General features: G+C 72.4%; 24 protein-coding genes, 1 pseudogene and 1 riboswitch. Of the genes and pseudogenes, 15 read left to right on the top strand and 10 right to left on the bottom strand.

Annotated features, from left to right (window positions below):
- Positions 1-4: 4 nt before the first annotated feature.
- Positions 5-1003, bottom strand: a complete 999-nt coding sequence (locus ACTWP8_RS24365; protein WP_443324249.1) for a glucosyl-3-phosphoglycerate synthase — start codon at positions 1001-1003, stop codon at positions 5-7.
- Positions 1004-1177: 174 nt separating this feature from the next.
- Positions 1178-1322: riboswitch (SAM riboswitch) on the top strand.
- Between the two features lie 18 nt (positions 1323-1340).
- Between ACTWP8_RS24365 and thrC the strand changes: the two genes are divergently transcribed.
- From thrC to ACTWP8_RS24340, 5 genes are all read left to right on the top strand, one after another.
- A complete protein-coding gene (thrC, locus tag ACTWP8_RS24360; protein ID WP_443324248.1) occupies positions 1341-2627 on the top strand; it encodes a threonine synthase in 1287 nt (428 codons plus the stop codon).
- Between the two features lie 139 nt (positions 2628-2766).
- Positions 2767-3045 carry a ubiquitin-like small modifier protein 1 gene (locus ACTWP8_RS24355; protein WP_443319423.1) on the top strand — a complete coding sequence of 93 codons (279 nt, stop codon included), beginning with the start codon at positions 2767-2769 and terminating at the stop codon, positions 3043-3045.
- Between the two features lie 506 nt (positions 3046-3551).
- A complete protein-coding gene (locus tag ACTWP8_RS24350; protein ID WP_003986833.1) occupies positions 3552-3755 on the top strand; it encodes a cold-shock protein in 204 nt (67 codons plus the stop codon).
- 429 nt (positions 3756-4184) lie between these two features.
- Entirely contained in the window at positions 4185-5807 is a 1623-nt protein-coding gene (gene groL, locus ACTWP8_RS24345) for a chaperonin GroEL (protein WP_443324247.1), read from the top strand.
- A 422-nt stretch (positions 5808-6229) separates the two neighbouring features.
- The gene (locus tag ACTWP8_RS24340; RefSeq protein ID WP_443324246.1) at positions 6230-6991 is read left to right on the top strand and encodes a hypothetical protein; all 762 of its coding nucleotides are present in this window, start codon (positions 6230-6232) and stop codon (positions 6989-6991) included.
- A 107-nt stretch (positions 6992-7098) separates the two neighbouring features.
- Here the strand turns inward: ACTWP8_RS24340 and ACTWP8_RS24335 are convergent, their stop codons facing one another.
- The 4 genes from ACTWP8_RS24335 to ACTWP8_RS24320 all read right to left on the bottom strand — a co-directional run bounded on the left by ACTWP8_RS24335 (position 7099) and on the right by ACTWP8_RS24320 (position 11381).
- Positions 7099-7647 (bottom strand): SixA phosphatase family protein, encoded by a 549-nt coding sequence (locus ACTWP8_RS24335; protein WP_443324245.1) that lies wholly within the window; start codon positions 7645-7647, stop codon positions 7099-7101.
- Positions 7644-9200, bottom strand: coding sequence for a PTS transporter subunit EIIC (locus tag ACTWP8_RS24330; RefSeq protein WP_443324244.1), 1557 nt, complete (start codon positions 9198-9200; stop codon positions 7644-7646). The genes ACTWP8_RS24335 and ACTWP8_RS24330 overlap by 4 nt, the downstream gene beginning before the upstream one ends.
- Positions 9201-9320: 120 nt before the next feature.
- On the bottom strand, positions 9321-10259 hold the full coding sequence (gene murQ / locus ACTWP8_RS24325) for an N-acetylmuramic acid 6-phosphate etherase (RefSeq protein ID WP_443324279.1): 939 nt from the start codon (positions 10257-10259) through the stop codon (positions 9321-9323).
- A gap of 180 nt (positions 10260-10439) precedes the next feature.
- Positions 10440-11381, bottom strand: a complete 942-nt coding sequence (locus tag ACTWP8_RS24320) for a MurR/RpiR family transcriptional regulator (RefSeq protein ID WP_443324243.1) — start codon at positions 11379-11381, stop codon at positions 10440-10442.
- Positions 11382-11439: 58 nt separating this feature from the next.
- Between ACTWP8_RS24320 and ACTWP8_RS24315 the strand changes: the two genes are divergently transcribed.
- From ACTWP8_RS24315 to ACTWP8_RS24305, 3 genes are all read left to right on the top strand, one after another.
- Positions 11440-11811 (top strand): hypothetical protein, encoded by a 372-nt coding sequence (locus ACTWP8_RS24315; protein ID WP_443319452.1) that lies wholly within the window; start codon positions 11440-11442, stop codon positions 11809-11811.
- A gap of 2 nt (positions 11812-11813) precedes the next feature.
- Positions 11814-12074 (top strand): DUF4031 domain-containing protein, encoded by a 261-nt coding sequence (locus tag ACTWP8_RS24310; RefSeq protein ID WP_443324242.1) that lies wholly within the window; start codon positions 11814-11816, stop codon positions 12072-12074.
- A gap of 280 nt (positions 12075-12354) precedes the next feature.
- On the top strand, positions 12355-12567 hold the full coding sequence (locus ACTWP8_RS24305; protein ID WP_443324241.1) for a tautomerase family protein: 213 nt from the start codon (positions 12355-12357) through the stop codon (positions 12565-12567).
- 276 nt (positions 12568-12843) lie between these two features.
- On the opposite strand, the gene ACTWP8_RS24300 is transcribed toward ACTWP8_RS24305, so the two are convergent.
- Entirely contained in the window at positions 12844-14082 is a 1239-nt protein-coding gene (locus ACTWP8_RS24300; RefSeq protein ID WP_443324278.1) for a Cmx/CmrA family chloramphenicol efflux MFS transporter, read from the bottom strand.
- 563 nt (positions 14083-14645) lie between these two features.
- Between ACTWP8_RS24300 and ACTWP8_RS24295 the strand changes: the two genes are divergently transcribed.
- The 3 genes from ACTWP8_RS24295 to ACTWP8_RS24285 all read left to right on the top strand — a co-directional run bounded on the left by ACTWP8_RS24295 (position 14646) and on the right by ACTWP8_RS24285 (position 19901).
- Complete coding sequence (locus tag ACTWP8_RS24295) at positions 14646-17672, top strand: helicase-associated domain-containing protein (protein WP_443324240.1); 3027 nt, start codon at positions 14646-14648, stop codon at positions 17670-17672.
- A 155-nt stretch (positions 17673-17827) separates the two neighbouring features.
- Entirely contained in the window at positions 17828-17968 is a 141-nt protein-coding gene (locus tag ACTWP8_RS24290; RefSeq protein ID WP_443324239.1) for a hypothetical protein, read from the top strand.
- A gap of 232 nt (positions 17969-18200) precedes the next feature.
- Entirely contained in the window at positions 18201-19901 is a 1701-nt protein-coding gene (locus ACTWP8_RS24285) for a DNA repair helicase XPB (RefSeq protein WP_443324238.1), read from the top strand.
- Between the two features lie 13 nt (positions 19902-19914).
- Here ACTWP8_RS24285 and ACTWP8_RS24280 read toward each other — a convergent pair whose 3' ends face one another.
- On the bottom strand, positions 19915-20115 hold the full coding sequence (locus ACTWP8_RS24280; RefSeq protein WP_443319410.1) for a hypothetical protein: 201 nt from the start codon (positions 20113-20115) through the stop codon (positions 19915-19917).
- Positions 20116-20422: 307 nt separating this feature from the next.
- Between ACTWP8_RS24280 and ACTWP8_RS24275 the strand changes: the two genes are divergently transcribed.
- Positions 20423-22537, top strand: coding sequence for a HelD family protein (locus tag ACTWP8_RS24275; protein ID WP_443324237.1), 2115 nt, complete (start codon positions 20423-20425; stop codon positions 22535-22537).
- A 253-nt stretch (positions 22538-22790) separates the two neighbouring features.
- Here the strand turns inward: ACTWP8_RS24275 and ACTWP8_RS24270 are convergent, their stop codons facing one another.
- Positions 22791-23489: a copper homeostasis protein CutC gene (locus ACTWP8_RS24270; RefSeq protein ID WP_443324236.1), complete on the bottom strand. Its 699-nt coding sequence runs from the start codon at positions 23487-23489 to the stop codon at positions 22791-22793.
- Positions 23490-23546: 57 nt separating this feature from the next.
- Between ACTWP8_RS24270 and ACTWP8_RS24265 the strand changes: the two genes are divergently transcribed.
- A complete protein-coding gene (locus ACTWP8_RS24265; protein WP_443314439.1) occupies positions 23547-24224 on the top strand; it encodes an HD domain-containing protein in 678 nt (225 codons plus the stop codon).
- Between the two features lie 76 nt (positions 24225-24300).
- Entirely contained in the window at positions 24301-25353 is a 1053-nt protein-coding gene (locus tag ACTWP8_RS24260) for a hypothetical protein (RefSeq protein ID WP_443324235.1), read from the top strand.
- A gap of 16 nt (positions 25354-25369) precedes the next feature.
- Here the strand turns inward: ACTWP8_RS24260 and ACTWP8_RS24255 are convergent.
- Together ACTWP8_RS24255 and ACTWP8_RS24250 are read right to left on the bottom strand one after the other, a co-directional pair.
- A pseudogene (locus ACTWP8_RS24255) lies at positions 25370-26014 on the bottom strand (ABC transporter ATP-binding protein); the annotation flags it as partial.
- 13 nt (positions 26015-26027) lie between these two features.
- Positions 26028-26288 carry a hypothetical protein gene (locus ACTWP8_RS24250; RefSeq protein WP_443324234.1) on the bottom strand — a complete coding sequence of 87 codons (261 nt, stop codon included), beginning with the start codon at positions 26286-26288 and terminating at the stop codon, positions 26028-26030.
- Positions 26289-26460: 172 nt separating this feature from the next.
- On the opposite strand from ACTWP8_RS24250, the gene ACTWP8_RS24245 reads away from it, so the two are divergent.
- Complete coding sequence (locus ACTWP8_RS24245; RefSeq protein WP_443314434.1) at positions 26461-26844, top strand: cold-shock protein; 384 nt, start codon at positions 26461-26463, stop codon at positions 26842-26844.
- Positions 26845-26875 lie beyond the last annotated feature (31 nt).

Below are 26875 nucleotides of genomic sequence, written 5' to 3'. Positions count from 1 at the left end.
GGCCTCAGGCCACTTGGTCCTTGCTCGCCGCACGGCGAACCCGGTACTCGGGGACCGTGATCATCGGCGGCCGTTCCTCCGCCGCCACCTCGTGGACCGTCGGAGTGAACCCCTCGTCCGTGCGGTCGAATTGCGTCAGCACCGGCCGTACGAGGTGCCCGCGCGCCAGCCGTGCCTGCGCGGTGCGGTAGATCGTCGCGGCCATCCGGCCGAGCGCCTGCCCGTCCTGGTGCCGGTGCAGCCGTATGCCGACGTCCACCTGCGCCAGCGCGTCCAGCCCGGCCAGCTCCAGCGCGTCGACCAGCATGCCCAGCTCGACGCCGTAGCCGACGGGGAACGAGAGCCGCTCGAGCAGCGAGCGGCGGACCGCGTACTCGCCGCCCAGCGGCTGGACGAACCCGGCGAGCCGCGGCCAGTGGAGGTTGAGCAGCGGGCGGGCGACCAGCTCGGTGACGCGGCCGCCCTGCTCGCCCCGGGCGAGCCGTCCGCCCCGCTCGTCCTTCGCGCCCAGCGGGCGGTCGTACATCGCCTTGACCAGCTGCACATCCGGCTCGGTGAGCAGCGGCCCGACGATCCCGGACACGAAGGTCGCCGAGAAGTCGCGCAGGTCGGCATCCACGAAACAGACGATCTCGCCGCTGGTGACCAGCAGCGAGCGCCACAGCACCTCGCCCTTGCCGGGCAGTGGGGCCAGGCGCGGCAGGATCGTGTCGCGGTGCACGACCCGGGCCCCGGCCGCGGCGGCCACCTCGGCCGTACGGTCGGTGGAGCCGGAGTCGAGCACCACCAGCTCGTCGACCAGGGGCACCGCCTCGCTCATCAGCTCGCGGCGGATCGTCTCCACGATCGGCCCGACTGTGGTCTCCTCGTCGAGCGCGGGGAGTACGACGGTGACTGTCCCTGCGGGCCCTGCGCTCCGCTTGGCGGCGAGGAGCCGGCTCAGCGGACGATCGGCGGCAGACCAGGAGCGGCGCTCCAACCAGCGCTCCACCTCATCAAGCACGTACGCTCGTCTCCCTGGTGTCGGGACCCCATGAGAACCATGTGATCCATCTCGCGGTTCGGACGACTCCCTCAACCGTCCGTGCCTTCCGTTACAGTCTTGAACAACGCACGTGTCCACTTCATGTCGGGGTGGGCGCGCACAAATGCCCGGGGATGCTGCCCGGTGCCATACCGCTCATCCAGAGGGGCAGAGGGAAACGGCCCGTTGAAGCCCCGGCAACCCTCCAGCCGGTCTCGCGCAGCGCATGGCGAGGCTCCCGGCTAGGGAAGGTGCCAATTCCGTCTCGTGGCGAAGTCCGTCACGGGAAAGATGAGGAGAAAGGGCCTCGCCATCCATGGCTGTGCAAACCGTTGCGAACAGCACCGAAACCGTCTCTCTCGGACCGGCCGCCGCCCTGTCCTGCCGTGAGTGCGGCGAGCGATTCGCCCTCGGCCCGATCTTCGCGTGCGAGGTGTGTTTCGGGCCGCTCGAGGTGGCGTACGACCTGCCGAGCGGCGACCCCGAGGGCCTGCGGAAGCGGATCGAGGCAGGCCCGAACAACATCTGGCGGTACGCCCCGCTGCTTCCCGTCCCCGCCGACGTCGCGAGCAAGCCGAACCTGAACCCCGGCTTCACCAACCTCGTGAAGGCCGACAACCTCGCCCGTGAGCTGGGCGTCACCGGCGGCCTGCACGTCAAGGACGACTCCGGGAACCCCACCCACTCCTTCAAGGACCGCGTCGTCGCCATCGCCGTCGAGGCGGCCCGCGCCTTCGGTTTCACCACCCTCTCCTGCTCCTCCACGGGCAACCTCGCGGGCGCCGTCGGCGCCGCGGCCGCCCGTGCCGGCTTCCGGTCCTGCGTGTTCATCCCGCACGACCTGGAGGCGGGCAAGGTCGTGATGGCCGCCGTCTACGGCGGCGACCTGGTGGGCATCGAGGGCACGTACGACGACGTGAACCGCTTCTGCAGCGAGCTGATCGGCGATCCGCTCGGCCAGGGCTGGGGCTTCGTCAACGTCAACCTGCGCCCGTACTACGGCGAGGGCTCCAAGACCCTGGCGTACGAGATCGCCGAGCAGCTCGGCTGGCGGATCCCGGACAACCTCGTCATCCCGATCGCCTCGGGCTCGCAGCTCACGAAGATCGACAAGGGGCTGAAGGAGCTGATCCGGCTCGGTCTGGTGGAGGACAAGCCGTACAAGATCTTCGGCGCGCAGGCCGAGGGCTGCTCCCCGGTGTCGCGGGCGTTCAAGGACGGCCACGACGTCGTACGGCCCGTGAAGCCGGACACCATCGCCAAGTCGCTGGCCATCGGCAACCCGGCCGACGGCCCGTACGTGCTCGACATCTGCCGCCGTACGGGTGGCGCGGTCGAGGACGTCGATGACGAGCAGGTCGTCGACGCGATCAAGCTGCTGGCGCGCACCGAGGGCATCTTCGCGGAGACCGCGGGTGGCGTGACGGTGGGTGTGCTGCGCAAGCTGATCGAGACGGGTCAGCTCGACCCGGCGGGCGAGACGGTGGTGCTGAACACCGGCGACGGCCTCAAGACGCTCGACGCGGTGGCCCCGACCACGGGCCCGTCCGCGACCATCCGCCCGAGCCTCGACGCATTCCGTGAGGCGGGCCTCGCCGACTGACCGCCGGGTTGTGGCCACTCGTTCCGCGGGGCTGGGATACCCCCAGGCGAAGCTCTGGGGGAGGGTGGGCACAACCCGGCCACCGCCCGCACCGGAACACGAAACCCTGAATCCGCCCTCGCACCGAAGGTGACCCCGTATGAGCGTCAACGTCCGTATCCCGACCATCCTGCGCACCTACACCGGTGGCCAGGCCGAGGTGAGTGCCGAGGGCGCGACTCTCGCCGAGGTCATCGAGTCGCTGGAGAAGAACCACCCGGGCATCGCCGCGCGAGTCCTGGACGACACGGGCAAGCTCCGCCGCTTCGTGAACGTCTACGTCAACGACGACGACGTGCGTTTCGAGGACGGGCTGCAGACGGCGACGCCGGACGGCGCCGGGGTCTCGATCATCCCGGCTGTCGCGGGCGGCTGCTGAGCGCCTCCGGCCCTCCGGGCCCTCCCGGGGCCTTCCAGCGGCTCCAGTGGCTCCAGCGCCTCCGGCCGCTCCGGAAAATAGTTGAGGACAAAACTCAACAACGTTTCGTAATCGGGATCGCCCCCTCCGTGAGAGAAGCGGAGGGGGCGGTTCTACGTGGTTGAGCGCGGTACAGTTGGTCAATCCCCCGCCGGCGTCCTTGCCGAACGCATATGAGAACCGACAAGTTGTGTCCCAAGTGTGTGCGCGATTTGTCGGTTTGATGCGTTATGCCCGGCCCGAGTTGCCCTGAATTCTTGCTAATTCCACGGGAATTACCGATCGGGTGCGCCCGGAATTCTCGTCGGATTGACCTGTTGCAGACGGCATCCGTGCAGATACATTCAGCCGCGGTCGAGGCGTTCCGGCGCACACCCCGCGTGTTTGGGGGGTGAGGTCTGGGTGAAGTCTGACCCGGGTCCGCGGAGTGCGGTCCTGCGCAAGGGCCAGTAATAGGGGAGTTAGGGATGGCTCAGGGCACCGTCAAGTGGTTCAACGCGGAGAAGGGGTACGGCTTCATCGCGGTCGACGGTGGTGCGGACGTCTTCGTGCACTACAGCGCGATTCAGATGGACGGCTACCGCACCCTCGAGGAAGGTCAGCGGGTCGAGTTCGAGATCTCGCAGGGCCAGAAGGGGCCGCAGGCGGACATGGTCCGCGTAGCAGGCTGACCGAGGACGCGCCGACTGACCACAGGCGTTAGAAGAGGGCCCGCACCCCGTCGAGGGTGCGGGCCCTTCGTCATGGCACACGCTTGCGCCCACCCGTCGCCCGACCGCCACCCCTCATCGGCGCCCTTCGGGCGGCTTGCGCCCACCCGTCGCCCGACCGCCACCCCTCATCGTCGCCCTTCGGGCGGCTTGCGCCCACCCGTCGCACGACCGCCACCCCTCATCGAGGCCCTTCGGGCCGCCTTGCACTCTCCGGGTGAGAGTGCTAATCATTGGCGTTAGCACTCTGACGTTGAGAGTGACAGAAGGACCGGGTCGGTGAGGCCCGCAGGCTGGGCGGGGCAAGGAACCGTCAGGCGTGCAGGCCGTCCGTCGCGGGCGCGGGCGCGGTCCGGAGCAATCCACCCCAGTCCGGGAGGACCACTTCACATGGCCAAGATCATCGCGTTCGACGAGGAGGCACGGCGCGGTCTCGAGCGCGGGATGAACCAGCTCGCCGACGCCGTCCGCGTCACGCTCGGCCCCAAGGGCCGGAACGTCGTCCTCGAGAAGAAGTGGGGCGCCCCCACGATCACCAACGATGGCGTGTCCATCGCCAAGGAGATCGAGCTCGAGGACCCGTACGAGAAGATCGGCGCCGAGCTGGTCAAGGAGGTCGCGAAGAAGACGGACGACGTCGCCGGTGACGGCACGACGACCGCGACCGTCCTGGCCCAGGCGCTCGTCAAGGAAGGCCTCCGCAACGTTGCCGCGGGCGCCAACCCGATGGCCCTCAAGCGCGGCATCGAGCGGGCCGTCGAGGCCGTCTCGGCCGCCCTGCTCGAGCAGGCCAAGGACGTGGAGACCAAGGAGCAGATCGCCTCCACCGCCTCCATCTCCGCCGCCGACACCCAGATCGGCGAGCTCATCGCCGAGGCGATGGACAAGGTCGGCAAGGAAGGCGTCATCACCGTCGAGGAGTCGCAGACCTTCGGGCTCGAGCTGGAGCTCACCGAGGGCATGCGCTTCGACAAGGGCTACATCTCCGCGTACTTCGCGACCGACATGGAGCGTATGGAGGCCGTCCTCGACGACCCGTACATCCTGATCGTCAACTCCAAGGTCTCCGCGGTGAAGGACCTGCTCCCGCTGCTGGAGAAGGTCATGCAGTCCGGCAAGCCGCTGCTGATCATCGCCGAGGACGTCGAGGGAGAGGCCCTGTCCACGCTCGTCGTCAACAAGATCCGCGGCACCTTCAAGTCCGTCGCCGTCAAGGCCCCGGGCTTCGGTGACCGCCGCAAGGCCATGCTCGGCGACATCGCCATCCTCACCGGTGGCACTGTCATCTCCGAGGAGGTCGGCCTCAAGCTGGAGAACGCCGGTATCGACCTGCTGGGCCGCGCTCGCAAGGTCGTCATCACCAAGGACGAGACGACCATCGTCGACGGCGCCGGTGACAGCGACCAGGTCCAGGGCCGGGTCAACCAGATCCGCGCCGAGATCGAGGCCTCGGACTCGGACTACGACCGCGAGAAGCTCCAGGAGCGCCTCGCGAAGCTGGCCGGCGGCGTGGCCGTCATCAAGGCCGGTGCCGCGACCGAGGTCGAGCTCAAGGAGCGCAAGCACCGCATCGAGGACGCGGTGCGCAACGCCAAGGCCGCCGTCGAGGAGGGCATCGTCGCCGGTGGTGGCGTGGCCCTGCTGCAGGCTTCCTCGGTCTTCGAGAAGCTCGAGCTCGACGGTGACGAGGCCACCGGTGCCCAGGCCGTGCGCCTGGCCCTGGAGGCCCCGCTGAAGCAGATCGCGGTCAACGCCGGTCTCGAGGGCGGCGTCGTCGTGGAGAAGGTTCGCAACCTGACCCCGGGTCACGGCCTCAACGCCGCGACCGGCGAGTACGTCGACCTGATCGCCGAGGGCATCATCGACCCGGCCAAGGTCACGCGCTCCGCGCTGCAGAACGCCGCCTCCATCGCGGCGCTCTTCCTCACCACCGAGGCCGTCATCGCCGACAAGCCGGAGAAGGCCGCCCCGGCGGCCCCGGGCGGCATGCCGGGCGGTGACATGGACTTCTGATCGACCTCCCCCAAGCTCTCGGCTTCGCTCGAGCAGGGGGACCCCCAGGTTGATCAACGTCCTGAACGCTGGGGCGGCACCTGTGAAGGTGCCGCCCCAGCGGCTTTTCTGCGCCAGACTGGCGCGATTTGATCCTTGGTATCGGTGTACCGAGCGTTTCGACGACTGCTCGCTGCGAGATCGATGCAGCAAGCCGTCCGGTCGCCGCTGATCGCGGCGTTCCCTCTCCGGCAGCGCACAAGCTACGGAACATTAAGCGTTACCGATGGGTCCGTCGAACTCCGTTGTCTCTTCCGGCCGTTCTGGTGCGATGCGTTGTGGGCTCCGGGCGAATTCCCTAGCGTCACTCTTCATCCAGATGTTCCTTCCAGAAACATCTGCACCATCTCTCACCCCCCCGTTCGACCGGAAGAGATCGTTCCATGAGATTCCGCAAGTCCCGGCTGCTCGCCGTCGTGACGGCCACCCTCTCCTTCGGCGCCCTGGGCGCCGGTACCGCCTTCGCCGAGACCCCGACCTTCTGCGAGGGCAAGTACGTCTGCCTGGGGGACGGCACCGCCTTCGGTGCCCCCGAGGAGGCGTATCCGGAGGCCTCCGGCGAAGGCCAGATCAGCGCACGTCAGATAGTCGAGGACTGCGCGGCGGAGCAGGAGATGGACGTCCCCGGGGTGTCGTGCGGCTTCTATCCGTACGGATCGCCGGAGACCACAGGGCTCGGCCCCTGGGAGCCGCTGAGCTCCGACTTCGCCAACTGCCGGGGCGGAAACGAACAGAACAACATCACCTGGAGCGACCACAACGAGTACATCACGACGAACAGCGTGACCGTCGGAGCCAGCCTCGAAGTCGGGCTGAGCAAGCTGGTCAAGGCCTCGATCCAGACCCAGTACCAGCACACCTGGGGGCAGTCGACAGGCACGACCCAGAGCTTCAGCGCGTTCGTCCCCGAGGGCCACAAGGCGCACCTTCAGCACCGGTACCAGCGGCAGCAGGTCACCGGAGTGTTCTGGATCGACTACGAGCACACGGGTACGGGCCCCTTCGAGGGACACGGCCACCACTACTGGGCCATCACCGACTTCACCGCCACCTCGCCCGTGAAGAACTCCTCCAACGGCGCGGTGGAGGACCAGGTGTCCCTGTCCAAGCCGCAGAAGCTGCAACCGGGGGAGTGCGACGCCTGACGCCCTAGGCGTGAGGCGTGAGGCGTGAGGTCTGACGCGCGACGCCGGGCGCCGGCGCCGGATGACGGAAGCCGGATGCCGGACGTGCCGTCAGGCGGCGTACGGCGTCACCCCTTCCTGCCGCGCGGCACGGCCATTTCGGTCAGCCGGGCGGCACCCGGCGCGAGGGCCGACCAGGGATCCGGGACGAGAAGGACGGCGATGGCGGACGTCGGGAACTTCTCGCGGATCCGCACCAGGGCATCGCCGTCCGCCTCGCCGGTGAGCATCAGGATCAGGTCCTGGAGGCCCGGGTTGTGGCCGATCAGCAGCAGCGTCCGTACGTCTGCGGGGGTCTGCCGTACCAGGGCGAGCAACTCGTCCGAGGTGGCCTGGTAGACGCCCGCATCGTAGGTGACCTGCGGCGCGGCGCCCCCGGCGCGCAGTTCGGGTGCGGCGAGGTCCCATGTCTCACGGGTGCGCAGGGCGGGGGAGCAGAGGACGAGGTCGGGAGCCGCGCCGGTGTCCCGCAGCCAGCGGCCCGCGGCCGGCGCGTCGCGGCGGCCGCGCGGGGCCAGTGGCCGGTCCTGGTCGGCCACTCCGTCCGGCCGGGCGGACTTGGCGTGCCGCAGGACATACAGGCGCCGTGGCCGTGCGGCCGTGGCCTCCGCTGTCACGGCGCCACCCCGGCGGACGTCGCCGGCTCCTTGTCGCGGTCGCCCTGGACGAGGGCGCGCGGGTCGCCGGCCGCCGTCTCCGCGGCGGCCGCCGGGTCGGCCGCCGCGTCCTCCGGGGCGACGTTCAGCTCCGCCCGCTGCTGCCTGCTGAGGCCGAAGAAGTACGTGATGAGGAAGCCCGCCACGTAACCGACCAGGAGGCCCGCCGCGTAGACGGCGACGAGCGCGGCGAGTCCTGTGTTGCCCTTCAGCAGGGGGAAGAGCGCCCATCCGGAGGGGCCGATGGCCGTGGAACCGACCGCGTCGCCGAGCTGGTTGAGCATGCCGACGAAGCCGCCGCCGAACGCGCCACCGATGCAGGCCGTGACGAACGGGCGGCCGAGCGGCAGCGAGACGCCGTAGATCAGCGGTTCGCCCACGCCCAGCAGGCCCGCGGGGAGGGCCGAGCGGATGGTCTTGCGGATCGAGGTGTTGTGGCGGAGCCGGAGGAGGACGGCGACGGCCGCGCCCACCTGGCCCGCGCCCGCCATGGCGAGGATGGGGAGGAGGACGGTGTAGCCCTGCTGCTCGATCAGGGTGGTGTGGATGGGGATCAGCGCCTGGTGCAGGCCCAGCATCACGAGGGGGAGGAAGAGGCCGCCGAGGACGAAGCCCGCGAAGGCTCCGCCCGCGGACAGCAGCCAGTTCGCGAAGTCGCCGATGGCGGTGGACACTTCGCCCGCCAGGAACATCAGGCCGAAGAGGGTGGCCAGGCCGGATACCAGCACGGTGACGGTCGGCGTCACGAGGACGTCCAGCGCCTCGGGGACCCGGCGGCGGCACCACTTCTCGACCTGGACGGCGAGCAGCGCCGCGCCGAGCGCGCCCAGCACGCCGCCCTGGCCGGGCGCCAGCTTCTGGCCGAAGGCGCTGACGTTGGCCACGCCCGCGTAGACGATGATCGCGGCGACGGCGCCGCCCAGCACCGGCGTACCGCCGAACTCCTTGGCCGTGTTGATGCCGACGAAGACGGCGATCAGCGACATGAAGCCGGACGCGATGGCGGCGAGCGCCGGGACGAGGGAGGACGCCCAGGGGGCCTGGCCGGTGCTGACCAGGTTGGTCAGCAGGCCGTTGATGCCCGCGACGATGCCGCAGCCGATGAGGGCGGGGATGAGCGGGACGAAGATGTTGGCGATGCGGCGGAGGAAGAGTTTGAGCGGGGTGGAGTTGCGTGCTTTTTGCGCGGCGCGCAGTGCGGTGCCGTGCGCGGCCAGTTCTTCGGCGGTGGTGGCGCCTGTTGCGCCTCCACGTGCGGAGCGCTCCTGCTCCACCAGCCGCTCGAACTCCGGTGTCACCCGGGCGACCGTGCCCGGGCCGAGGACGATCTGGTAGGTGTCGTCCTCGACGACGCCGAGCACGGCGGGCAGGGCCCTCAGGGCCTCGTCCTGTACGAGGGAGCGGTCGGCCAGGCCGAGGCGGAGCCGGGTCATGCAGTGCGCTACGGACGTGACGTTCCGCGCTCCTCCGACGAGGGGGAGGAGCGCGGCTGCGGTCTCGTGTGCTGGTGGCATGTGCGGGGTGCCTTGCTGTGCGGGCCCGTGGGGCCTTGCGGTGGGTTTTCCGGGTGCGGGCCGGTGGTCGGGTTGTGCCCACCCGTTCCGCCCCGCGGAACGATTGCCCACAACCCCCTGTCAACTCTGTGCTGCGCGAAGGGCTGCGCGTAGGTGGCCTTGAGAAGCGGCCAGCAGCCTTTCTGCCGTCGGGGCGTCGACTCCGCCGAGGATGGTGAGGATCGCGTTCTTCACCTCCCCGTCCGTTGCCGCGAGCGCGGCCTCGATCTCCGCGTCCGGCGCACCCGTGGCGAGCGAGACGATGCGGCGTGAGCGGGCGCGCAGCTTCTCGTTCGAGGCGCGGACGTCGACCATCAGGTTCCCGTACGTCTTGCCCAGCCGGATCATGGTGATCGTCGAGAGCATGTTGAGGACGAGCTTCTGGGCGGTACCCGCCTTGAGGCGGGTCGAGCCGGTGAGCAGCTCGGGGCCGACGACGATCTCGATGCCGTGCTCGGCGGCGGCCGCGAGCGCGGAACCGGCGTTGCAGGACAGGCCGATGGTGAGAGCCCCACACGCGCGTGCGTGCTCCACGGCGCCGATCGCGTACGGGGTGCGGCCCGAGGCGGAGATGCCGACGACCGTGTCGTCCGCCGTGAGGCCCAGTGCGTCGAGGTCCGCGGCCGCCGGCTCCTTGCTGTCCTCGGCGCCCTCGACCGACGTCACCATGGCGGAAGGGCCGCCCGCGATCAGGCCGACCACCTCGGTGGGCGCGGTGTTGAACGTCGGGGGGCACTCGCTTGCGTCGAGCACGCCGAGCCGTCCCGCCGTGCCCGCGCCCGCGTAGACCAGCCGGCCGCCGCGGGCCATACGGGCGGCGGTGGCATCGATCGCGGCGGCGATCTGCGGGAGCACCGCGGCGACCGCACCGGGAACGGTGGCATCCTCCCCGTTCATGATCTTCGCGATCTCGAGGGTGGGCAGCTGGTCGATGTCGGCCAACTCGCTGCGGAACGCCTCGGTGGTGAGGCTGTCCAGCTGGGCGCGCAGCCTTGCGTAGTCGCCTGCGGCATCGCTCATGTCGTCGTCGGGGCCGTCGGCGGGGTTACCGGGGTCGCTGGGGTCGGCGGGGTTGCCGGGGTCGGCGTGCTCCGCGTGGTCGGCGCCCGGGGTGTCGGTGGTGGAGGGCATGGCGTGTCGACTCTCTGTGGCAGGAAGGGGGGTGGCGTCGTTCTTTCGAGTGCGGGGCCGGTGGACCCGCTACTGCCGCTTGGGGCTGTGGCGGTGGGCCAGTGCTTCGTACGAGGCGGACAACGCGGGTGCCGCCGCGTCGTACGTGCGCTGGGCGACGCCTATGAACAGGCAGTCCACGACCAGCAGCTGGCTCGTCCGGCTCGACATGGCGGCGGGCCGCAGCTCGCTCTCGCGCGCGGTCGACGTCGTGAGGACGTGGTCCGCGTACTGCGCGACGTCCGCGTCCGGGCGGCCGGTGATCGCCAGCGTCGTCGCGCCGTGGTCGAACGCGACCCGCAGCGGCTCGATGACGTCCGTCGTTCGCCCGGAGTGGGTGATCGCGATGGCGACGTCGCCCGCGCGCAGCTGCACGGCGTTGGTGACGGCCAGGTGCGGGTCCGCATGGGCGTGCGCTATCAGCCCGATCCGCAGCAGCTTCTGCACCAGGTCCTGGGCGACGAGGTTGGAGGCGCCGATCCCGTACACATCGATGCGGCGGGCGGCGGCGAGCGCGGCGACCGCGGACTCGAGCTGGGTGGTGTCGAGGCCGGCCGCCGTGTCGGCGAGGCACTGCTGCTCCTCCTGGGCGAGCTTGGCGACGACGGAGGAGATCGGGTCGTCGACCGCTATGTCGGCGGTGACGGCCGGCGCCGCGCCCGACTGCTGCTGGGCGGCGAGCCCGGCGAGCGCGAGGCGAAGATCGCGGTAGCCCGGGTAGCCGAGGACGCGGGCCGTGCGGACGACGGTGGCCTCGCTGGTGCCGGTACGCTCCGCGAGACCCGTGACGGTGAGCGCGGCGCAGCCCGCCGGGTCGCCGGCCACGGCCTCGGCAACTCGCTGCATCGAGCGGGTCATTGAGGGCCCGAGCGTACGGACCTTGGCGGCGAGGGCGGCGGGCGCGGGCGGCCCATCGGGTCCGGTCGGGCGGACCGGCCCGCTGCTGAAAGTTTCCTTCAGACTGCTGCTCACACTTGGAAGGTATTTTCAGCCGCCGGTGGAGTCAACCCCCTGTGGAAAGGGCGTGACAATGGGGCTTATGGAGCTTGAGCAGGCACTGCACGCTGCGCGTGCCCTCGTACTCGCCGATCTTGCGGCCGGGGATGTGGCCCAGGCCGACGTGGTCTCGCTCGTCGAGGACGCGGTCGCGCACCGGCGCTGGTGGGTCGAGCAGTGGCCTGAAGGCGCACCTTTCCTCGCGGGGCTGATCGCCCAGGACGTCCAGGACGCGCTGCTGGACAAGTACGGGCGCTGGCCGGTCTGTCCGGTCTGCACCGAGGGCGGGGATCCGCATGCGCTGGGCATCGAACCCGAACTCGGCCCCGATCCGCACTGGGTGTGCACGGAGGCGGGCGTGGTCGTCGCCTCCGTGGGTGGCCTGGGCGCCGTCCTGGGGCACTGAGCGTGGCGGTCTACATCGACCCGCCGACCTGGCCGGGCCACGGGCGGATGTGGTCGCACATGGTCAGCGACGTCTCGTACGAGGAGCTGCACGCCTTCGCGGCCCGGCTCGGCGCCCCGCCGCGGGCCTTCGACGGGGACCACTATGACGTGCCGAGCGAGCGCTACCGCGGGGCAGTGGAGCTGGGCGCGATCGAGGTGAGCAGCAAGGAGCTGGTGAGGCGGCTGACGGAGGCGGGGCTGAGGCGGCGCAAGGGCCGGTGAATCGGCGCCGGCGAACGGGGGGACGGCGTGCCTGCGGCCCGGCACTGCCGCGTAACTGAACGCCGGTTGTTGCGAGCCCGCAGGTCTACCAAGGTCGCCGAATCCAGCAGCCACCCCAACGCCTGACCAGGTGGGTCCGGCCGTGCGTGGGCTCGGCATGAGCACCAGAGCCGGGCGACCGGGCATGCTCTGCTGCGCTGAATGGCCTCGCACCTTGCGCGGCAGTCATGCGAGCTGCCTAGCCTCATAACAGGCACAGTAGAACGAAAGGGATGGCCCTATGCCTGTCGTGGAGATCAAGGTCATCGAGGGCGTCTTCACTCATGAGGAAAAGCGCCAGATGGTGGAACGCCTTTCGGAAGCACTCATCGAGATCGCGGGCGAACAGATGCGCCAGGCCACGCACGCGTTCATTACCGAGACGCCGAGCGCCGAATGGGCGATCGGCGGCGGAGCCAAGAACGCCGAGGACATCAAGGCCATGCGGGGATAGCTACCAGCGGATTCACAAGGCGCAGCCACAGAGATATCCGGTCACACCCGAGCCTCGCGCGGTAAGAGTTTCCCTACCTCATGCGGCCCCAGTCGACCCGAAGCCCTGTCCCCTGCCCGGTGTTCGGCCGCCGGCCGCCGGCAGGCCTCGGCCAAGGGGGCCGCTGTCGACTCCGGCCTGCGTGAGGCGTGAGGCCGGTCGGCTCGGTGCAGAGCGGGCTGACGGTGGAGCGCCCGGGGCGTACGGGGATGCGGTGGCCGGCGGTGCCTGCGTGCCTTACGCGCCGGTCGTCGAGTCGGCGGGCGAATGCTCGGAGGCGTGCTCGAGGGCGTGCGGGGAGCCCGCTACCGCGATCATGCGGGTGCTCCCAGCACGCCGGTGGAGGCGGAGGCTCCATGCCGCCGCCCCGATCGCCGCCGCACTCATCACCGCGCCGGCCAGCGCCGTGGAGGGGAAGCCGAAGCCCGCGTCGATGACCGCGCCGCCGATCCACGGGCCGCCCGTGTTCCCGAGGTTGAAGGACGCGGTGGTGGTCGCTCCCGCGAGGGTCGGGGCCGCGCTCGCGACGTTGAAGAGGCGCGCGTTGAGGGCGGGCGCCGTGCAGAAGGCCGAGACGCCCAGGAGGAAGGAGAGGGCGACCGCGGCGACCGGGCTGTGCGCGGTGAAGGCGAGCACCGCGAGGAAGGCCGTCGAGGCCGTGATGCCGGTCAGCAGCACCCCGAAGAGGTGTGCGTCCGCGACACGGCCGCCGATCGCCGTACCGATGAGTGCCCCGATGCCGAAGAGGCCGAGCACGGTGGGAACCCAGCTGTCGCTGAGCCCGGCGACGTCGGTGAGGAGCGGTGCCAGGTAGCTGAAGGCGCAGAAGACGCCGCCGGCGGCGAGCGCGATCGTGGCGACCGCGAGGAGAACCTGCCGGTCGCGGTAGATCCGCAGCTCCCGGCGGAGCTTCGGCCGCCCTTCGGGGACGGGGATGCGCGGGATCAGCGCGACCACGCCGACGAGCGCGACCGCGGACATCCCGCCGACCGCCCAGAACGCCGACCGCCAGCCGAAGTGCTCGCCGAGGAGCGCGCCTGCCGGGACGCCGAGGACGTTCGCGATGCTCAGTCCGCCGATCAGCACCGCCAGCGCGCGGGCGCGCGCGTTGACCGGCACCATCGCGACGGCGACCGCCGCTCCGACGGCCCAGAAGCCCGCGCAGGCAAGGGCGCTGATGACGCGCGAGGCGAACAGGAACCCGTATCCGGGTGCGATTGCTCCGCCGATCTGGCCGAGGCCGAATACGCCGAGGAGCGTGATGAGGGTCGTACGGCGGGGGAGCCGGAGGGTCGCGACGGCGAGCAGCGGGGCGCCTACGACCATGCCGATCGCGAAGGCCGAGATCAGCAGCCCGGCCTGCGGGATGGACACGCCCATGTCGTCGGCGATGGGCGGCAGCAGGCCGGAGAGCATGAACTCCGAGGTGCCGAGGGCGAAGACGGATATGCCGAGGATGTGGACGGCGGGGGGCATGCGGGTGCGCTCGGCGTTGGGTGGCATGTCAGGTCCCAACGCCGTTGGTGCGCCTGACATTCCGAGCGCGGAGGGGGAGCGCGGGGGCGGGTGCCGGGCCGGGTACTGGGCTGAGCGCCGGGCCCAGCTCCGGGCCGAGTGCCGGGCTCAGCCCTGGGCCGAGTACCGGCCCAGCTCCCGGCCGAGGGGCGCGGCTCCGCGGGGCTGTCCCCACCGGCTCTTCTTCTGAGAGGGCTTGGCCCCTTCCCTCCGTCGGTGGACTGCTTCGGTCGGCGGGGCCGCACTCGGCCGGGTCGAATGCCGCCCCGCGGCGTGAAGCCGCCGCCATCCGCCCCGCGGCGTCCTTGCCGCGTGCCTCGCCCGGCGGCACCCGCAGCCTCCCGGCCCCAGCCGCGCCTCCGGCCCCCGGCCCCAGCCGGGCGCGCGGCCCCACGCCCCAGCCGAACGCACCACCCCGACTCTCCTCCCTCCGCCTCAGTCGCGCCTGCGCGACCCGGCCCCGCGGGGTGGTGGGAGATGCGGGGCATCCCGGTGGTTGGCGGGGAGCGGATATCGTGGTGCGGATGACCAGCGAGCGGGATCCGGAGGCGCGCGCGTCGGCGGAGCGTCGCCGCCGCGGCGGTGGGCGGCGCGCCGGGGCGGCGCCCCGCACGCTCGCCGAGGAGCTGCGCACGCGTCCCGACGCCGACCTCGCGGTCCTCCTCCGCGCCCGCCCCGACCTGCTCTCCCCGGTCCCCGGCGACCTCACCCAGCTCGCCACCCGGGCCGGCACCCGCGCCTCCGTCGTACGGGCCCTCGAGCGCCTCGACCGGTTCGCCCTGCAGACCGCCGAGGCGCTGGCGGTCGCCCCCGACCCGTGCCCGTACGCCGTACTGCTCGGCCTCATGGCGGGTGACTCCGGCGACGAGGCCGTCGCACGCGAACTGCCCGGCGCCGTCGCCGCGCTCCGCGCCCAGGCGCTCGTCTGGGGCGGTGACGACCGGCTGCATCTGGTCCGTACGGCCCGCGAGGTGCTCGCCCCCAGCGCCCCCGGGGCAGCAGGCGCCGCAGGCGCCGCGGGCGCGGCCGCCCCGTCGCCCACCGGGCTCGGGCCCACCGTCGCCGAGGCCACCGCCGGGATGTCGCCCGGCCGTCTCCAGGAGATCATCGCCACGGCCGGGCTGCCGACCACCCACGACCCGGTGACCGCCGTCGAAGCACTCACCGCCCTCTTCCGCGACCGCGAGCGGATGGCGGCGCTGCTCGCCGGGGCCCCGGAGGAGTCGGGGGAGATCCTCGCCCGGCTCGTATGGGGCCCGCCGTACGGGACCGTGCCCGCGCAGCCGTCGGCGCCGGTCCGCTGGCTCACCGCCCGCGGGCTGCTGCTGCCGATGGGTGTCGGCACGGTCGTGCTGCCGCGCGAGGTCGCGCTGCATCTGCGCGGCGGCCGCGCGCACCGCACGCCCGAGCCGCTGCCGCCGCCCCTCGCGCCCGCGGCCGAGCACCGGCCCCGGATCGTCGACGCGACCGCCGCGGGTCAGGCCTTCACGGCCCTCGGCACGGTCGAGGACCTGCTGAAGGAGTGGGACCTCGGCGGGCCCGCCGTCCTGCGCGCGGGCGGCCTGAGCGTCCGCGACCTCAAGCGGACCGCCGCCGCGCTCGACACGGACGAGCCGACCGCGGCCTTCTGGCTCGAACTCGCCTACGCCGCCGGGCTGCTCGCCTCCGACGGCGAGGCGGACGAGCGATTCGCGCCGACCCCGGCATACGACGAGTGGCTGGGGCAGCCCGCCGAGCAGCGGTGGGCCGCGCTGGTCACGGCCTGGCTCGGGGCCACCCGCACGGCCGGACCCGTCGGAGGCCAGGACGCGAAGGGGCGCACGCTGGCGGCCCTGGGTCCTGGCCTCGACCGCTCCCCGGCCCCGTACGTCCGCCGCCGCGTCCTGGAGCTCCTCGCCTCCCTGCCGGAGGGCACGGCGCCGGATCCGGATGCGCTGCTGGCGCGCCTGGGCTGGGAACACGGGGCCGCCTCCGGCGCGGGCGGGGCTACGCGCGGGGCGGCTGCCGGTGCGGCCTCCGCGACAGGCGCGGCCACCGGCCCCGGCCCCGGCGCCGGAACGGCCGGGCGCCCGACGGCTGGTGGCGGCGCCACACCCGCCGCATCCGCCGGGTCCTCCAGCGCCGCGCGGGCGCGCTCGGCCGCCACCCGGATCGCCACAGCCGACCAGCAGGCCCAGCCCCAGACCCAGAGCCGGACCTCGTCCCAGAGCCAGGCCCGGACCGCGGCGCCCGCCCCGGAGGGCCTCCGCTCCCGCCTCGCGCGCTGGACCCTGACCGAGGCAGAACTCCTCGGCGTCACCGGCCGCGGCGCCCTCTCCACCCACGGCCGCGCCCTGCTGGGCCCCCTCCCGCCCGCCGACGAGCGGACCGGCCCCACCGAGCCGGACGCGGATCGCGTCGGCGCTCCCCGACGCGGGCGCCCCGACCGGGCCGGGCGCGCCCCTGAACCTGAAGGGGCCGGGGAGGGCGCAGCGCTTGGGGCCGGCGGCCGTGGCGCGGCAGTCGCCCGCACATTCGCCGCAGCCGGGTACGGCCCCGCGTGGACCGGGATGCCGACAGCCGAAGAGGTCGCGGCGGCGGTCGCGCAGGCCGCCGCGCTGCTCGCACCGCAGTTGCCCGAGCCGCTCGATCACGTGCTGCTGCAGGCCGATCTGACCGCTGTCGCGCCGGGGCCGCTGGAGCGGCCGCTGGCGCAGGTGCTCGGGGTGCTGGCGGACGTCGAGTCGAAGGGCGGCGCGACCGTCTACCGCTTCACCCCCGGCTCCGTGCGCCGGGCGCTCGACGCCGGGCAGACGGCGGCCGACCTGCACGCGTTCCTCGCGGAGCACTCCCGTACGCCCGTACCGCAGCCGCTCAGCTATCTGATCGACGACGTGGCGCGCAAGCACGGCAACCTCCGCGTCGGCGCCGCCTTCGCGTACGTCCGCTGCGACGACGACGCGCTGCTCGCCGAGATCCTCGCCGACCGCCGCTCGTCCAGTCTGCGGCTGCGCCGCCTCGCGCCGACCGTGGTGGCCGCGCAGGCCACACCCGACCTGCTGCTGGAGCGGCTGCGCGAGATGGGTTACGCGCCGGCCGCCGAGTCGGCCGAGGGCGACGTGCTGGTGACCCGCGCGGACGCGTACCGCACCCCGCCCCGCACCGCGCCCGCCCCCGTACACGGCGGTCCGCCCGTCCCCGACGACACTCTGCTCGGCGCAGCGGTCAAGGCCATCCGCGCGGGCGACCTGGCGGCCACGGCCGTCACCAGGCCCGCTGCCGCGACCACAGCCGCCTCCGCCTCCACCGCCGCGCCCGCGGACGGCGGCGGCCGCCTTCCCCGCACCACCTCTGCCGAGACCCTCGCCACCATGCAGGCCGCCGCGCTGGCCAGCACCGCCGTGTGGATCGGCTACGTCAACGCGGACGGGGCGGCCAGCCAGCGGGTGATCGCGCCGGTCCGGGTGGAGGGCGGCTTCGTCACGGCGTACGACCACACCGCCGACGAGGTCCGCACCTTCCCCCTGCACCGCATCACCGGCGTCGCCGAGCTCGCCGACGGACCTGCCTAGTCCGGCGGATCTTGCCTCGGACCCGCCTCCCCCCAGCGGTCCGGGGTCCGGCCCCTCCGGCGACAGCCGGAACCGCTGCCCGAATCCACGCCGGAATCAATGCCGGAACCCACTGCCCGAACCACTGTGGAAGCTGTGGAAGAGGAAGGTCATTCATGCGCCGAATCGCCACCGTGCTGCTCGGAGCCGTCGCGCTCCTCGCCGCGCTCACCGTCCCGGCGAGCGCCGTCCCCGTACCCGTCGAGCTCCAGGTGGAAGGCCCGCTGGTGAACAACCTCCACCTCCCCGCCCTCTGAGAGCCGGCTGAAGGCCAAGTGAGGGCCGGGTGAGGAGGGAGCGGCCGCGGACCGGCCCCGACCGGCCCCGACCGGCCCCGACCGGCAGCCCCCGGGCTCCCAGGCATTTGTGGCCGGGGCCACCCGGCCACCTCGCCGCATGGGGCACACTGGAGGTTTGGCCGGTCCGGTCGGAGCCCCCGCCCCGCTCCTCCACCCGGCCGGCCGCACCGCCAGTAGAAAGGGCCGAGGCGTGAACGGACCGCTCATCGTCCAGAGCGACAAGACGCTGCTCCTGGAAGTCGACCACGAGCAGGCGGAAGCGTGCCGCCGCGCCATCGCCCCCTTCGCGGAGCTGGAGCGCGCTCCCGAGCACATCCACACCTACCGCGTCACGCCGCTCGGGCTGTGGAACGCCCGCGCGGCCGGGCACGACGCCGAGCAGGTCGTCGATGCGCTCGTCGAGTTCTCGCGCTACCCCGTGCCGCACGCCCTCCTCGTCGACGTGGCCGAGACCATGGCCCGCTACGGGCGGCTGCGCCTCGAGAAGCACCCCACCCATGGCCTCGTCCTGGTCACCACAGACCGCCCGGTCCTCGAGGAGATCCTCCGCTCCCGGCGGGTCCAGCCGCTCGTCGGCGCCCGCATCGACCAGGACACGGTCGCCGTGCACCCCTCCGAGCGCGGCCAGATCAAGCAGACGCTGCTCAAGCTCGGCTGGCCCGCCGAGGACATGGCCGGTTACGTGGACGGCGAGGCGCACCCCATCGAGCTGCGCGAGGACGGCTGGGCACTGCGCCCGTACCAGAACCACGCCGTCGAGAACTTCTGGCACGGCGGCTCCGGCGTCGTCGTCCTGCCCTGTGGCGCGGGCAAGACGCTGGTCGGCGCCGGTGCGATGGCGACCGCCAAGTCGACGACGCTCATCCTCGTCACGAACACCGTCTCCGCGCGCCAGTGGAAGCACGAGCTGGTGCGGCGCACCTCGCTCACCGAGGACGAGATCGGCGAGTACAGCGGTGCGCGGAAGGAGATCCGGCCGGTCACCATCGCCACGTACCAGGTCCTCACCACGAAGCGGAAGGGCATCTATCCGCACCTGGAGCTGTTCGACTCCCGCGACTGGGGCCTGATCGTCTACGACGAGGTGCACCTGCTGCCCGCGCCGGTCTTCAAGTTCACCGCCGATCTGCAGGCCCGCCGGCGCCTCGGCCTGACCGCGACGCTCGTACGGGAGGACGGCCGCGAGTCGGACGTCTTCTCGCTCATCGGCCCGAAGCGCTTCGACGCGCCCTGGAAGGAGATCGAGGCGCAGGGCTACATCGCGCCCGCGGACTGCGTCGAGGTGCGGGTCAATCTGACCGACTCCGAGCGGCTGGCGTACGCGACGGCCGAGACGGACGAGAAGTACCGGTACTGCGCGACGACGGACAGCAAGCGCAGGATCACCGAGGCGCTGGTCGAGCAGCACCGCGGGCAGCAGACGCTCGTCATCGGCCAGTACATCGACCAGCTCGATGAGCTGGGCGAGCACCTGCGGGCTCCGGTGATCAAGGGCGAGACGACCAACGCGCAGCGCGAGAAGCTCTTCGACGCCTTCCGGCAGGGTGAGATCAGCGTGCTCGTGGTGTCCAAGGTCGCGAACTTCTCGGTGGACCTGCCGGAGGCGACGGTCGCGATCCAGGTGTCGGGCACGTTCGGGTCGCGGCAGGAAGAGGCCCAGCGGCTCGGCCGCGTACTGCGCCCGAAGGCGGACGGTCACCCGGCGATCTTCTACTCGGTCGTCGCGCGCGACACGATCGACCAGGACTTCGCGGCCCACCGCCAGCGCTTCCTGGCGGAGCAGGGTTACGCGTACCGGATCGTCGACGCGGGCGACCTGCTGACGGCTGACGGGGCTGACGGAGTGGACGGGGTTGACGGCGTGGGGGACGAGGTGGGCGGCGAGGTCTAGCGGGCCGCTCGCGTCAGCGGCGGATCACCGGTGATCTTTCCGCGTACTCGCCGAGGACGACGACTCTGAACGCGGCCTCCGCGTAGACGCGGATCGCGCGCAGCGCGTTGCCCAGGGCGTGCAGAATGCGCTGGTGGTGGGCGGGCCCTGCCCCGAGGGCGGAGGCGCCAGGGGCGGGCGGACGGTGTGCCGGGGTGAACGATGCGGAGCTCATGTCTCCATGATGGATTTCACGCGTTCGGAGCACATCCGCCAGCGGTCTGAGACGGCGGTACGGGCCGGTCAGCCCTCAGGTGGAGGCCGTTGCCCCACCCGGGAGGGATGCCCCTGAGGTGGGCTCGGGGGCGGCGGCGGCCCCCAGGACCGCCCGCCGGAAATTCGTTCGCCGTTTCGGGCGCCGGTGGCTAATATGCCGCGTCTGCCCGCCTCCCGCTCAGCTGAGGGAGAGCCTCCGTCCGGACGGCAACCGGCCGGGATCCGCTCGTATCCATCCACTGCTGCTCTGCCCGGAAGGCTCAGCCGTGCCCGCGCACGAAGACACCGACCCGCTCCGACGCGAGCGCGCCCACCTCGCCGCGTCACGCGCCGCGCTGCGCGGCATGCGCGCCGACGTCGAGGCGCTCGACATCAGCGACGTCACCGCGAACTGGGTGAATGCCGCCGTCCTGGAGCACCAGATCGGCGAGCGCATCAAGGCCCTCGCCGACCACGCCCACACCCCGCTCTTCTTCGGCCGCCTCGACTACCTCCACGCACCGGGGGCGGAGCTCGCCGAGGGCGGCGAAGGGGAACCCCCCGCCGGAGGCGGAGAAGAAGACCAAAGGTGCTACATCGGGCGGCGGCATGTACACGACGCCGGCGGCGACCCGATGGTCATCGACTGGCGCGCGCCCGTCTCCCAGCCCTTCTACCGGGCCTCCAAGAAGGCCCCCATGGACGTCGTCCTGCGGCGGCGCTTCGGCTACACCGGCGGCGACCTCACCGCGTACGAGGACGAGCACCTCTCCGACCCCGCAGAGGCCGAGAAGGGCACGGCGAGCAAGCTGCTCCAGGCCGAGATCGAGCGGCCGCGGGTCGGCCCCATGCGGGACATCGTGGCGACGATCCAGCCCGAGCAGGACGAGATCGTACGGGCCGGGCTCGCCGGGACGGTGTGTGTGCAGGGCGCGCCCGGCACCGGCAAGACGGCCGTCGGTCTGCACCGCGTGGCGTATCTGCTCTACGCGCACCGGGAACGGCTCGCCCGCACGGGCACCCTCGTCATCGGGCCGAACCGGTCCTTCCTCCACTACATCGAGCAAGTGCTCCCCGCTCTGGGTGAGTTGGAGGTCAGACAGGCGACGGTGGGCGACCTGGTCGCCCGCGTGGAGCTGCGCGGCGAGGACACCGCCGCCGCGGCCCGGATCAAGGGCGACGCGAGGATGGCGGACGTGCTGCGGCGGGCCGTACGGTCCGGCGTCACGATGCCGACAGAACCCTGCGTCGTCGTGCGCGGCTCGCGTCGCTGGCGCATTCCGGCGTACGAACTGGAGGAGCTGGTACGGGAGTTGCAGGCGCGTGACATCCGATACGAGGCCGCCAGGGCGGCACTTCCGCAGCGGATCGCGCACGCGGTGCTCGTACGGATGGAGGCGGCGGGCGAGGCGCCGGACGACCGCGTGCAGGACGCGGTGGCCCGCAACCCTGCCGTGAAGGCGGCGGTCAAGGCGATGTGGCCGCCGGTGGACCCGGCGAAGCTGGTGCTGCGGCTGCTCTCGGACCCGGACTTCCTGGCGGAGCAGGCGGAGGGGCTGCTGACCGCCGAGGAGCAGAAGGAGATCCTCTGGCAGAAACCGGTGCTGGGGTCCCCCATGCCGAAGGCCAGGGGAGTGCGGGCCGCGAAGTGGTCCGCGGCCGACGCGGTGCTGATCGACGAGGCGGCGGATCTCGTCGAGCGCACGCCGTCGCTCGGACATGTGGTGCTGGACGAGGCGCAGGACCTGTCGCCGATGCAGTACCGGGCGGTGGGGCGACGCTGCTCCACGGGTTCCGCGACGGTGCTCGGCGACCTCGCGCAGGGCACCACGCCCTGGGCGACGGGGAGTTGGTCCGAGGCGCTGGCGCACCTGGGGAAACCGGACGCACGGATCGAGGAGCTGACGGCGGGCTTCCGCGTGCCGCGCGAGATCATCGCGTACGCGTCCCGGCTGCTTCCGGCCATCGCGCCGGGGCTCGCGGAGGCGTCGTCGGTACGGGAGTCGCCCGGCTCGCTGGAGATCCGGCAGGTCGCGCCGGGCGATCTGGACCCGGCGGTCCTCGCCGCGTGCGGGGAGGTGCTGGCGCGCGAGGGGTCGGTGGGGCTGATCGCGGCGGACGCGCGGATTCCGGCGCTGACGGAGGCGTTGGGGGGTGCCGGGATCGCTCACCTCGCCCCGGGCGAAGAGACTTCTGCCGCTGTGCGGCTGACCCTGGTCCCGGCGTCACTGGCCAAGGGGCTGGAGTACGACTACGTGGTCGTCGACGAACCGGCGGCCGTGGTCGACGCCGAGCCGGATGAACGCACCGGGCTGCGCCGCCTGTATGTGGCGCTGACCCGCGCGGTCTCGGGCCTGTGGGTCATCCACGGAGCGCCGCTTCCACGGCGCTTGGCGGGCTGACGCCCCGGGTTGTGGGCATTCGTTCCGCCGGGGCGATGGGGGTGCCCCATGCCGTTCAGGCTATGGGGGAGGGTGGGCACACCCGACCCGCACCCGGCAACGGCGCGCCACCCGCCGCCGGGGGTATCCGTCTCGTGCGCGGCTGCACGCCGGTGGCCGGGTTGTGCCCACCCTCCCCCAGCTACCGCTGGGAGGTGCCCCCCAGCCCCGCGGAACGAATGCCCACAAGCCGGCAACGGGGGCCGCAACCCGGTCAGAGCGCCTCGCGCCAGTGCTCCACCGCGGCAGCGGAGACCGTGGAAGCCCAGCCCGCAGGGCGCGCCGCCCCGCCGATGTGGAAGGCGTCGATCCCGCCGGCCCGCAACCGCGGCAGGTGGTCCAGCCGCAGCCCCCCGCCCACCAGAATCCGCGCCTCATACCCCGGTTCCCCGGCCCGCGCCGCCTCCGCGAGCAGCACCGGCATGCCGTCGTCGACACCGGTCTGCGAGCCGGCCGTCAGGTACGCGTCGAGGCCGGGCAGCCCGGCCAGCTGCTTGCGCAGCTCGTCGCGGTGCGCGGCGCGGTCGATCGCCCGGTGGAACGTCCACGGGCACGGCTCGATCACCGCGACGATCATCTCGACCGCCACCAGGTCCGGGTGCCCCTCGTGATCCAGGAAGCCGAGCACGAACTCGTCCGCGCCCTCCGCCCGCAGCGCCTCCGCCTCCGCGCACAGCGCATGCAGTTCGGCCGCCGTGCAGCGCTCGCCGCTCCGCGCAGTGGCCGCCGAGCGCAGCATCACGCGCAGCGGGATGTCGACCGCGGCGCGTACCGCAGCGAACGTCTCGCGCGAGGGGGTGAGGCCGTCGGCCGCCATATCGGTGACCAGTTCGAGGCGGTCGGCCCCTCCGGCCTCGGCCGCGACCGCGTCGTCGACGCCGAGGGCAATCACCTCGAGGATTGGTCTAGACATATATCCAAGGTTGCCACAGTGGGACCGTCACGGAAAACCATGGCACACAATTGATGCATGGCAGCCAACGCCCCCACCGACCCCAACGCCGGGGCCACCCGCGACATCCTGCTCGCGCGCTGGACACGGCTGCTGCACCGGTGCCAGGAGACCCGCCACCCCGACCCCGTCCCGTACGGCGAGAACCTCCTCGCCCGCTGGGCCGAGCCCCACCGGCGCTACCACACCACCGACCACCTCCTCGCCGTCCTCGACCACGTCGAGGAGCTGGCCCACCACTGCGCCGACCCCGACGCCGTACGGCTGGCCGCCTGGTTCCACGACGCCGTCTACGACCCGGAGCGCTCCGAGAACGAGGAGCGCAGCGCCCGGCTCGCCGAGCGCGGTCTGCCGCAGGCCGGGGTGACCACGGCCCGTACGGCGGAGGTGGCAAGGCTCGTACGGCTCACCGTCACCCACGACCCGGCGCCCGGGGACACCGACGGCGAGGTGCTGTGCGACGCGGACCTCGCCGTGCTCGCCGGCCCGCCGCAGGCGTACGCCGCCTACGCCGCCGCCATCCGCCAGGAGTACGGCTTCGTGCCGCACGACGCCTTCCGCGACGGCCGCGCCGCCGTCCTGCGCCAGCTGCTCGAGCTGCCCAGCCTCTACCGCACGCCCACCGCCCATGACCGCTGGGAGCGCACCGCGCGCTACAACCTCGAGACGGAGCTGCAGCTGCTCAGCGTGAGTTGATGCGGTGCGGTGCGCGGCGGAGGCGGTAACGTCGGGGCAGTCCCGTCGTGAAGTGTGCGTGCCCGCAGGGGATTTGGTGGGGATCGAGAGCGATCAGCTCGTATTCGACTATCTGAGCCGGGTCGGCGACCTGGCCCAGCAGCGGCAGCTGCCCTCCGGCGAGCGGATGCGCCTGGTCACCCGGCTGCGCGCGGAGATCGACGAGCAGCGCGCCGGTGCCGCCGACACGACCGCGTCGGTCAAGCGCATCCTCGGCAGGCTGGGCACGCCGTCCGAGGTGGTGGCCGCGGCGGGTGGGGTCCCCGCGGACGGGCAGCCCGAGGCGCCACGGCACGTACCGGTGGCGGAGGCGGGCCGGGAGCAGGTCAGGGAGACCAAGGGGACCGTGCCGCCTCCTCGCTCCGGCAGCGAGCCCTCGCCGCCGCACCTCGCGGGCGAGGACGAGCTGGGCCCGAGCGACGCCACCCCCGACTGGTGGCGGATCGAGCCGGGGCCCTTCGGCAGCCCGGGCGAGTCCGTGCCCGGCTTCGTCGGCGGGATCGAGATCCCGGAGATACTCAAGCCACCGCCGGTCTCCGCGGACGCCGCCGGCGGCCGGCTGCGGAAGGCGAAGCCGGACGAGTCCGCGGGCGGCCCTGCCGGCGGGGATGCGGGCGGGGACGCGGGAGCGGGCTCGGGCGAGGGCGGTCCGGGTTCCGGCCGCGGACCCGGGGTGCTGCGGCGGGCGTTGTCCCGGCGTCGCCCTACGGAGCCGGTGACGGGCCGCAGTACGGAGACCCGGGCGCGACAGCCCCTCAGCCCGCTGCTGCTGCTCGCCGCCGGCCTGCTCATCGTCGGCGCCGTGCTCAAATCGCTCGTCGCGCTCGGCCTCGGCTGGCTCATCGCGTACGGCACGCGCAAGCTGTCCCGCACCCAGGCCAAGTGGGCCGCGGTGGGACTGCCGGGGGTCGTCGCGGCGGGTGCGGTCGTGTGGCTGTGGGGGCGGCTGGACGGGCGCTGGGGCGAGCCGATCCCGCAGGGGCGGATGGGCGACGCGCTCACCGAGACCTGGCCGGTGGCCCTCCGCGCGGCGGCCGTTGCCTCGGCGCTCTACCTGCTGTGGCGTGCGAGGCGCAGCCCCCGGGGCTGAATGGGTGTGGGCATTCCTAGTGGCGGGGTGCGCCCGGTACGACCAGGGGGCTGCCGGTCACCGGGTCGGGACGACCACCGACTCGAGCCCGAAGACCTCCCGCACAAGACCGGCCGTGACACCTCGGCCGGCGGGCCCTGCGCCACGATCCGTCCCCCGCCTTCATGGCGACGAGGTGATCGGCGTACCGGGCGGCCTGGTTGAGATCGTGCAGGACGGCGACAACCGTACGGCCGCGGTCACGGTTCAACTGCCGTACCAGGTCCAGGACTTCGACCTGGTGTGCTATGTCCAGGTACGTCGTCGGCTCGTCCAGGAGCAGCAGTTCGGTCTCCTGGGCGAGGGCCATGGCGATCCACACGCGCTGCCGCTGCCCGCCCGACAGTTCGTCGACGGGCCGCTCGGCGAGCGCCGTCACGTCCGTACGGGCCATGGCGTCCGTGACCGCGCGCTCGTCCTCCTCGGACCACTGCTGCCACCAGCGCTGGTGCGGCCGGCGGCCGCGCGCGACCAGGTCCGCGACCGTGATCGCCTCGGGTGCGACCGGCGACTGCGGCAGCAGCCCGACCGACTGGGCGATCTTGCGGGTCGGGATGCGGCCGAGCTCCCGGCCGTCGAGCAGCACGGAGCCGCGGCGCGGCTTGAGGAGGCGGCCCAGGGCGCACGCGGCGGCGCTAGGCGGTGGAGCGCGCCGCCTGGCGCGCCTGACGCCGCTGTGCCGCGACCGACCGCAGCACCCCGGCCGCTGCGATCGCGAACCCCGCCCCCATCAGCATGGACACGAAGTACGCGGCAGGCGGCAGCGGTTCGGCGCCGAGGAAGAGCGGGGCCACAGTCGCCAGCGTGGCCAACGCGCCGACGACGAAGACGATCACGCCGGCGCGGACGAGGCGGTCGCCGGGCCCGGCGGCCGGGCGCTTGGTTTCATTGGTCACCCGACCAGGGTAGGTCGGCTCCAGGAGCGTATCGGAACCACCCGGCGACGTCTTGTCACCAGGCACGGGACCATTAGCCTTGGAGGTGGCGGGTCTGGCGGCCCGCTGTACTGCTATCCAGAGCTTGTTTTGTGTTTGCTTTTCCCCGACGAGTACGAGGACGAGGACGGACGTGCCTACCGGCAAGGTCAAGTGGTTCAACAGCGAGAAGGGCTTCGGCTTTCTCTCCCGGGACGACGGCGGCGACGTCTTCGTGCACTCCTCCGTGCTGCCGGACGGAGTGGACACGCTCAAGCCGGGCCAGCGCGTGGAGTTCGGCGTCGTCGCCGGGCAGCGCGGCGACCAGGCGCTCTCGGTGACCCTCCTCGACCCGACGCCCTCGGTCGCGGCGGCGCAGCGCCGCAAGCCGGACGAGCTGGCCTCGATCGTCCAGGACCTCACGACGCTCCTGGAGAGCGTCGCTCAACAGCTCGAGCGCGGCCGCTACCCCGAGAAGACACACGGCCGCAAGATCGCGGGCATGCTCCGCGCGGTGGCCGACCAGCTGGACGTCTGACCGAAAGACAGCCGGGCCGGCCGCCGAAAGG

It is taken from the genome of Streptomyces sp. 7N604 (assembly GCF_052245475.1).
Taxonomy (GTDB): Bacteria; Actinomycetota; Actinomycetes; order Streptomycetales; family Streptomycetaceae; genus Streptomyces.
The sequence above is the reverse complement of the archived record's forward strand: the minus strand, read 5'-3'. Positions and strand labels throughout refer to the sequence as shown.

Bases quoted from the DNA above. Each gene is read 5' to 3' on its own strand.
- thrC (WP_443324248.1), top strand. From the start codon at position 1,341: ATGGCTGTGCAAACCGTTGCGAACAGCACCGAAACCGTCTCTCTCGGA.
- ACTWP8_RS24355 (WP_443319423.1), top strand. From the start codon at position 2,767: ATGAGCGTCAACGTCCGTATCCCGACCATCCTGCGCACCTACACCGGT.
- ACTWP8_RS24350 (WP_003986833.1), top strand. From the start codon at position 3,552: ATGGCTCAGGGCACCGTCAAGTGGTTCAACGCGGAGAAGGGGTACGGC.
- groL (WP_443324247.1), top strand. From the start codon at position 4,185: ATGGCCAAGATCATCGCGTTCGACGAGGAGGCACGGCGCGGTCTCGAG.
- ACTWP8_RS24340 (WP_443324246.1), top strand. From the start codon at position 6,230: ATGAGATTCCGCAAGTCCCGGCTGCTCGCCGTCGTGACGGCCACCCTC.
- ACTWP8_RS24330 (WP_443324244.1), bottom strand. From the start codon at position 9,200: ATGCCACCAGCACACGAGACCGCAGCCGCGCTCCTCCCCCTCGTCGGA.
- murQ (WP_443324279.1), bottom strand. From the start codon at position 10,259: ATGAGCGATGCCGCAGGCGACTACGCAAGGCTGCGCGCCCAGCTGGAC.
- ACTWP8_RS24315 (WP_443319452.1), top strand. From the start codon at position 11,440: ATGGGGCTTATGGAGCTTGAGCAGGCACTGCACGCTGCGCGTGCCCTC.
- ACTWP8_RS24305 (WP_443324241.1), top strand. From the start codon at position 12,355: ATGCCTGTCGTGGAGATCAAGGTCATCGAGGGCGTCTTCACTCATGAG.
- ACTWP8_RS24300 (WP_443324278.1), bottom strand. From the start codon at position 14,082: ATGCCCCCCGCCGTCCACATCCTCGGCATATCCGTCTTCGCCCTCGGC.
- ACTWP8_RS24295 (WP_443324240.1), top strand. From the start codon at position 14,646: ATGACCAGCGAGCGGGATCCGGAGGCGCGCGCGTCGGCGGAGCGTCGC.
- ACTWP8_RS24290 (WP_443324239.1), top strand. From the start codon at position 17,828: ATGCGCCGAATCGCCACCGTGCTGCTCGGAGCCGTCGCGCTCCTCGCC.
- ACTWP8_RS24280 (WP_443319410.1), bottom strand. From the start codon at position 20,115: ATGAGCTCCGCATCGTTCACCCCGGCACACCGTCCGCCCGCCCCTGGC.
- ACTWP8_RS24270 (WP_443324236.1), bottom strand. From the start codon at position 23,489: ATGTCTAGACCAATCCTCGAGGTGATTGCCCTCGGCGTCGACGACGCG.
- ACTWP8_RS24265 (WP_443314439.1), top strand. From the start codon at position 23,547: ATGGCAGCCAACGCCCCCACCGACCCCAACGCCGGGGCCACCCGCGAC.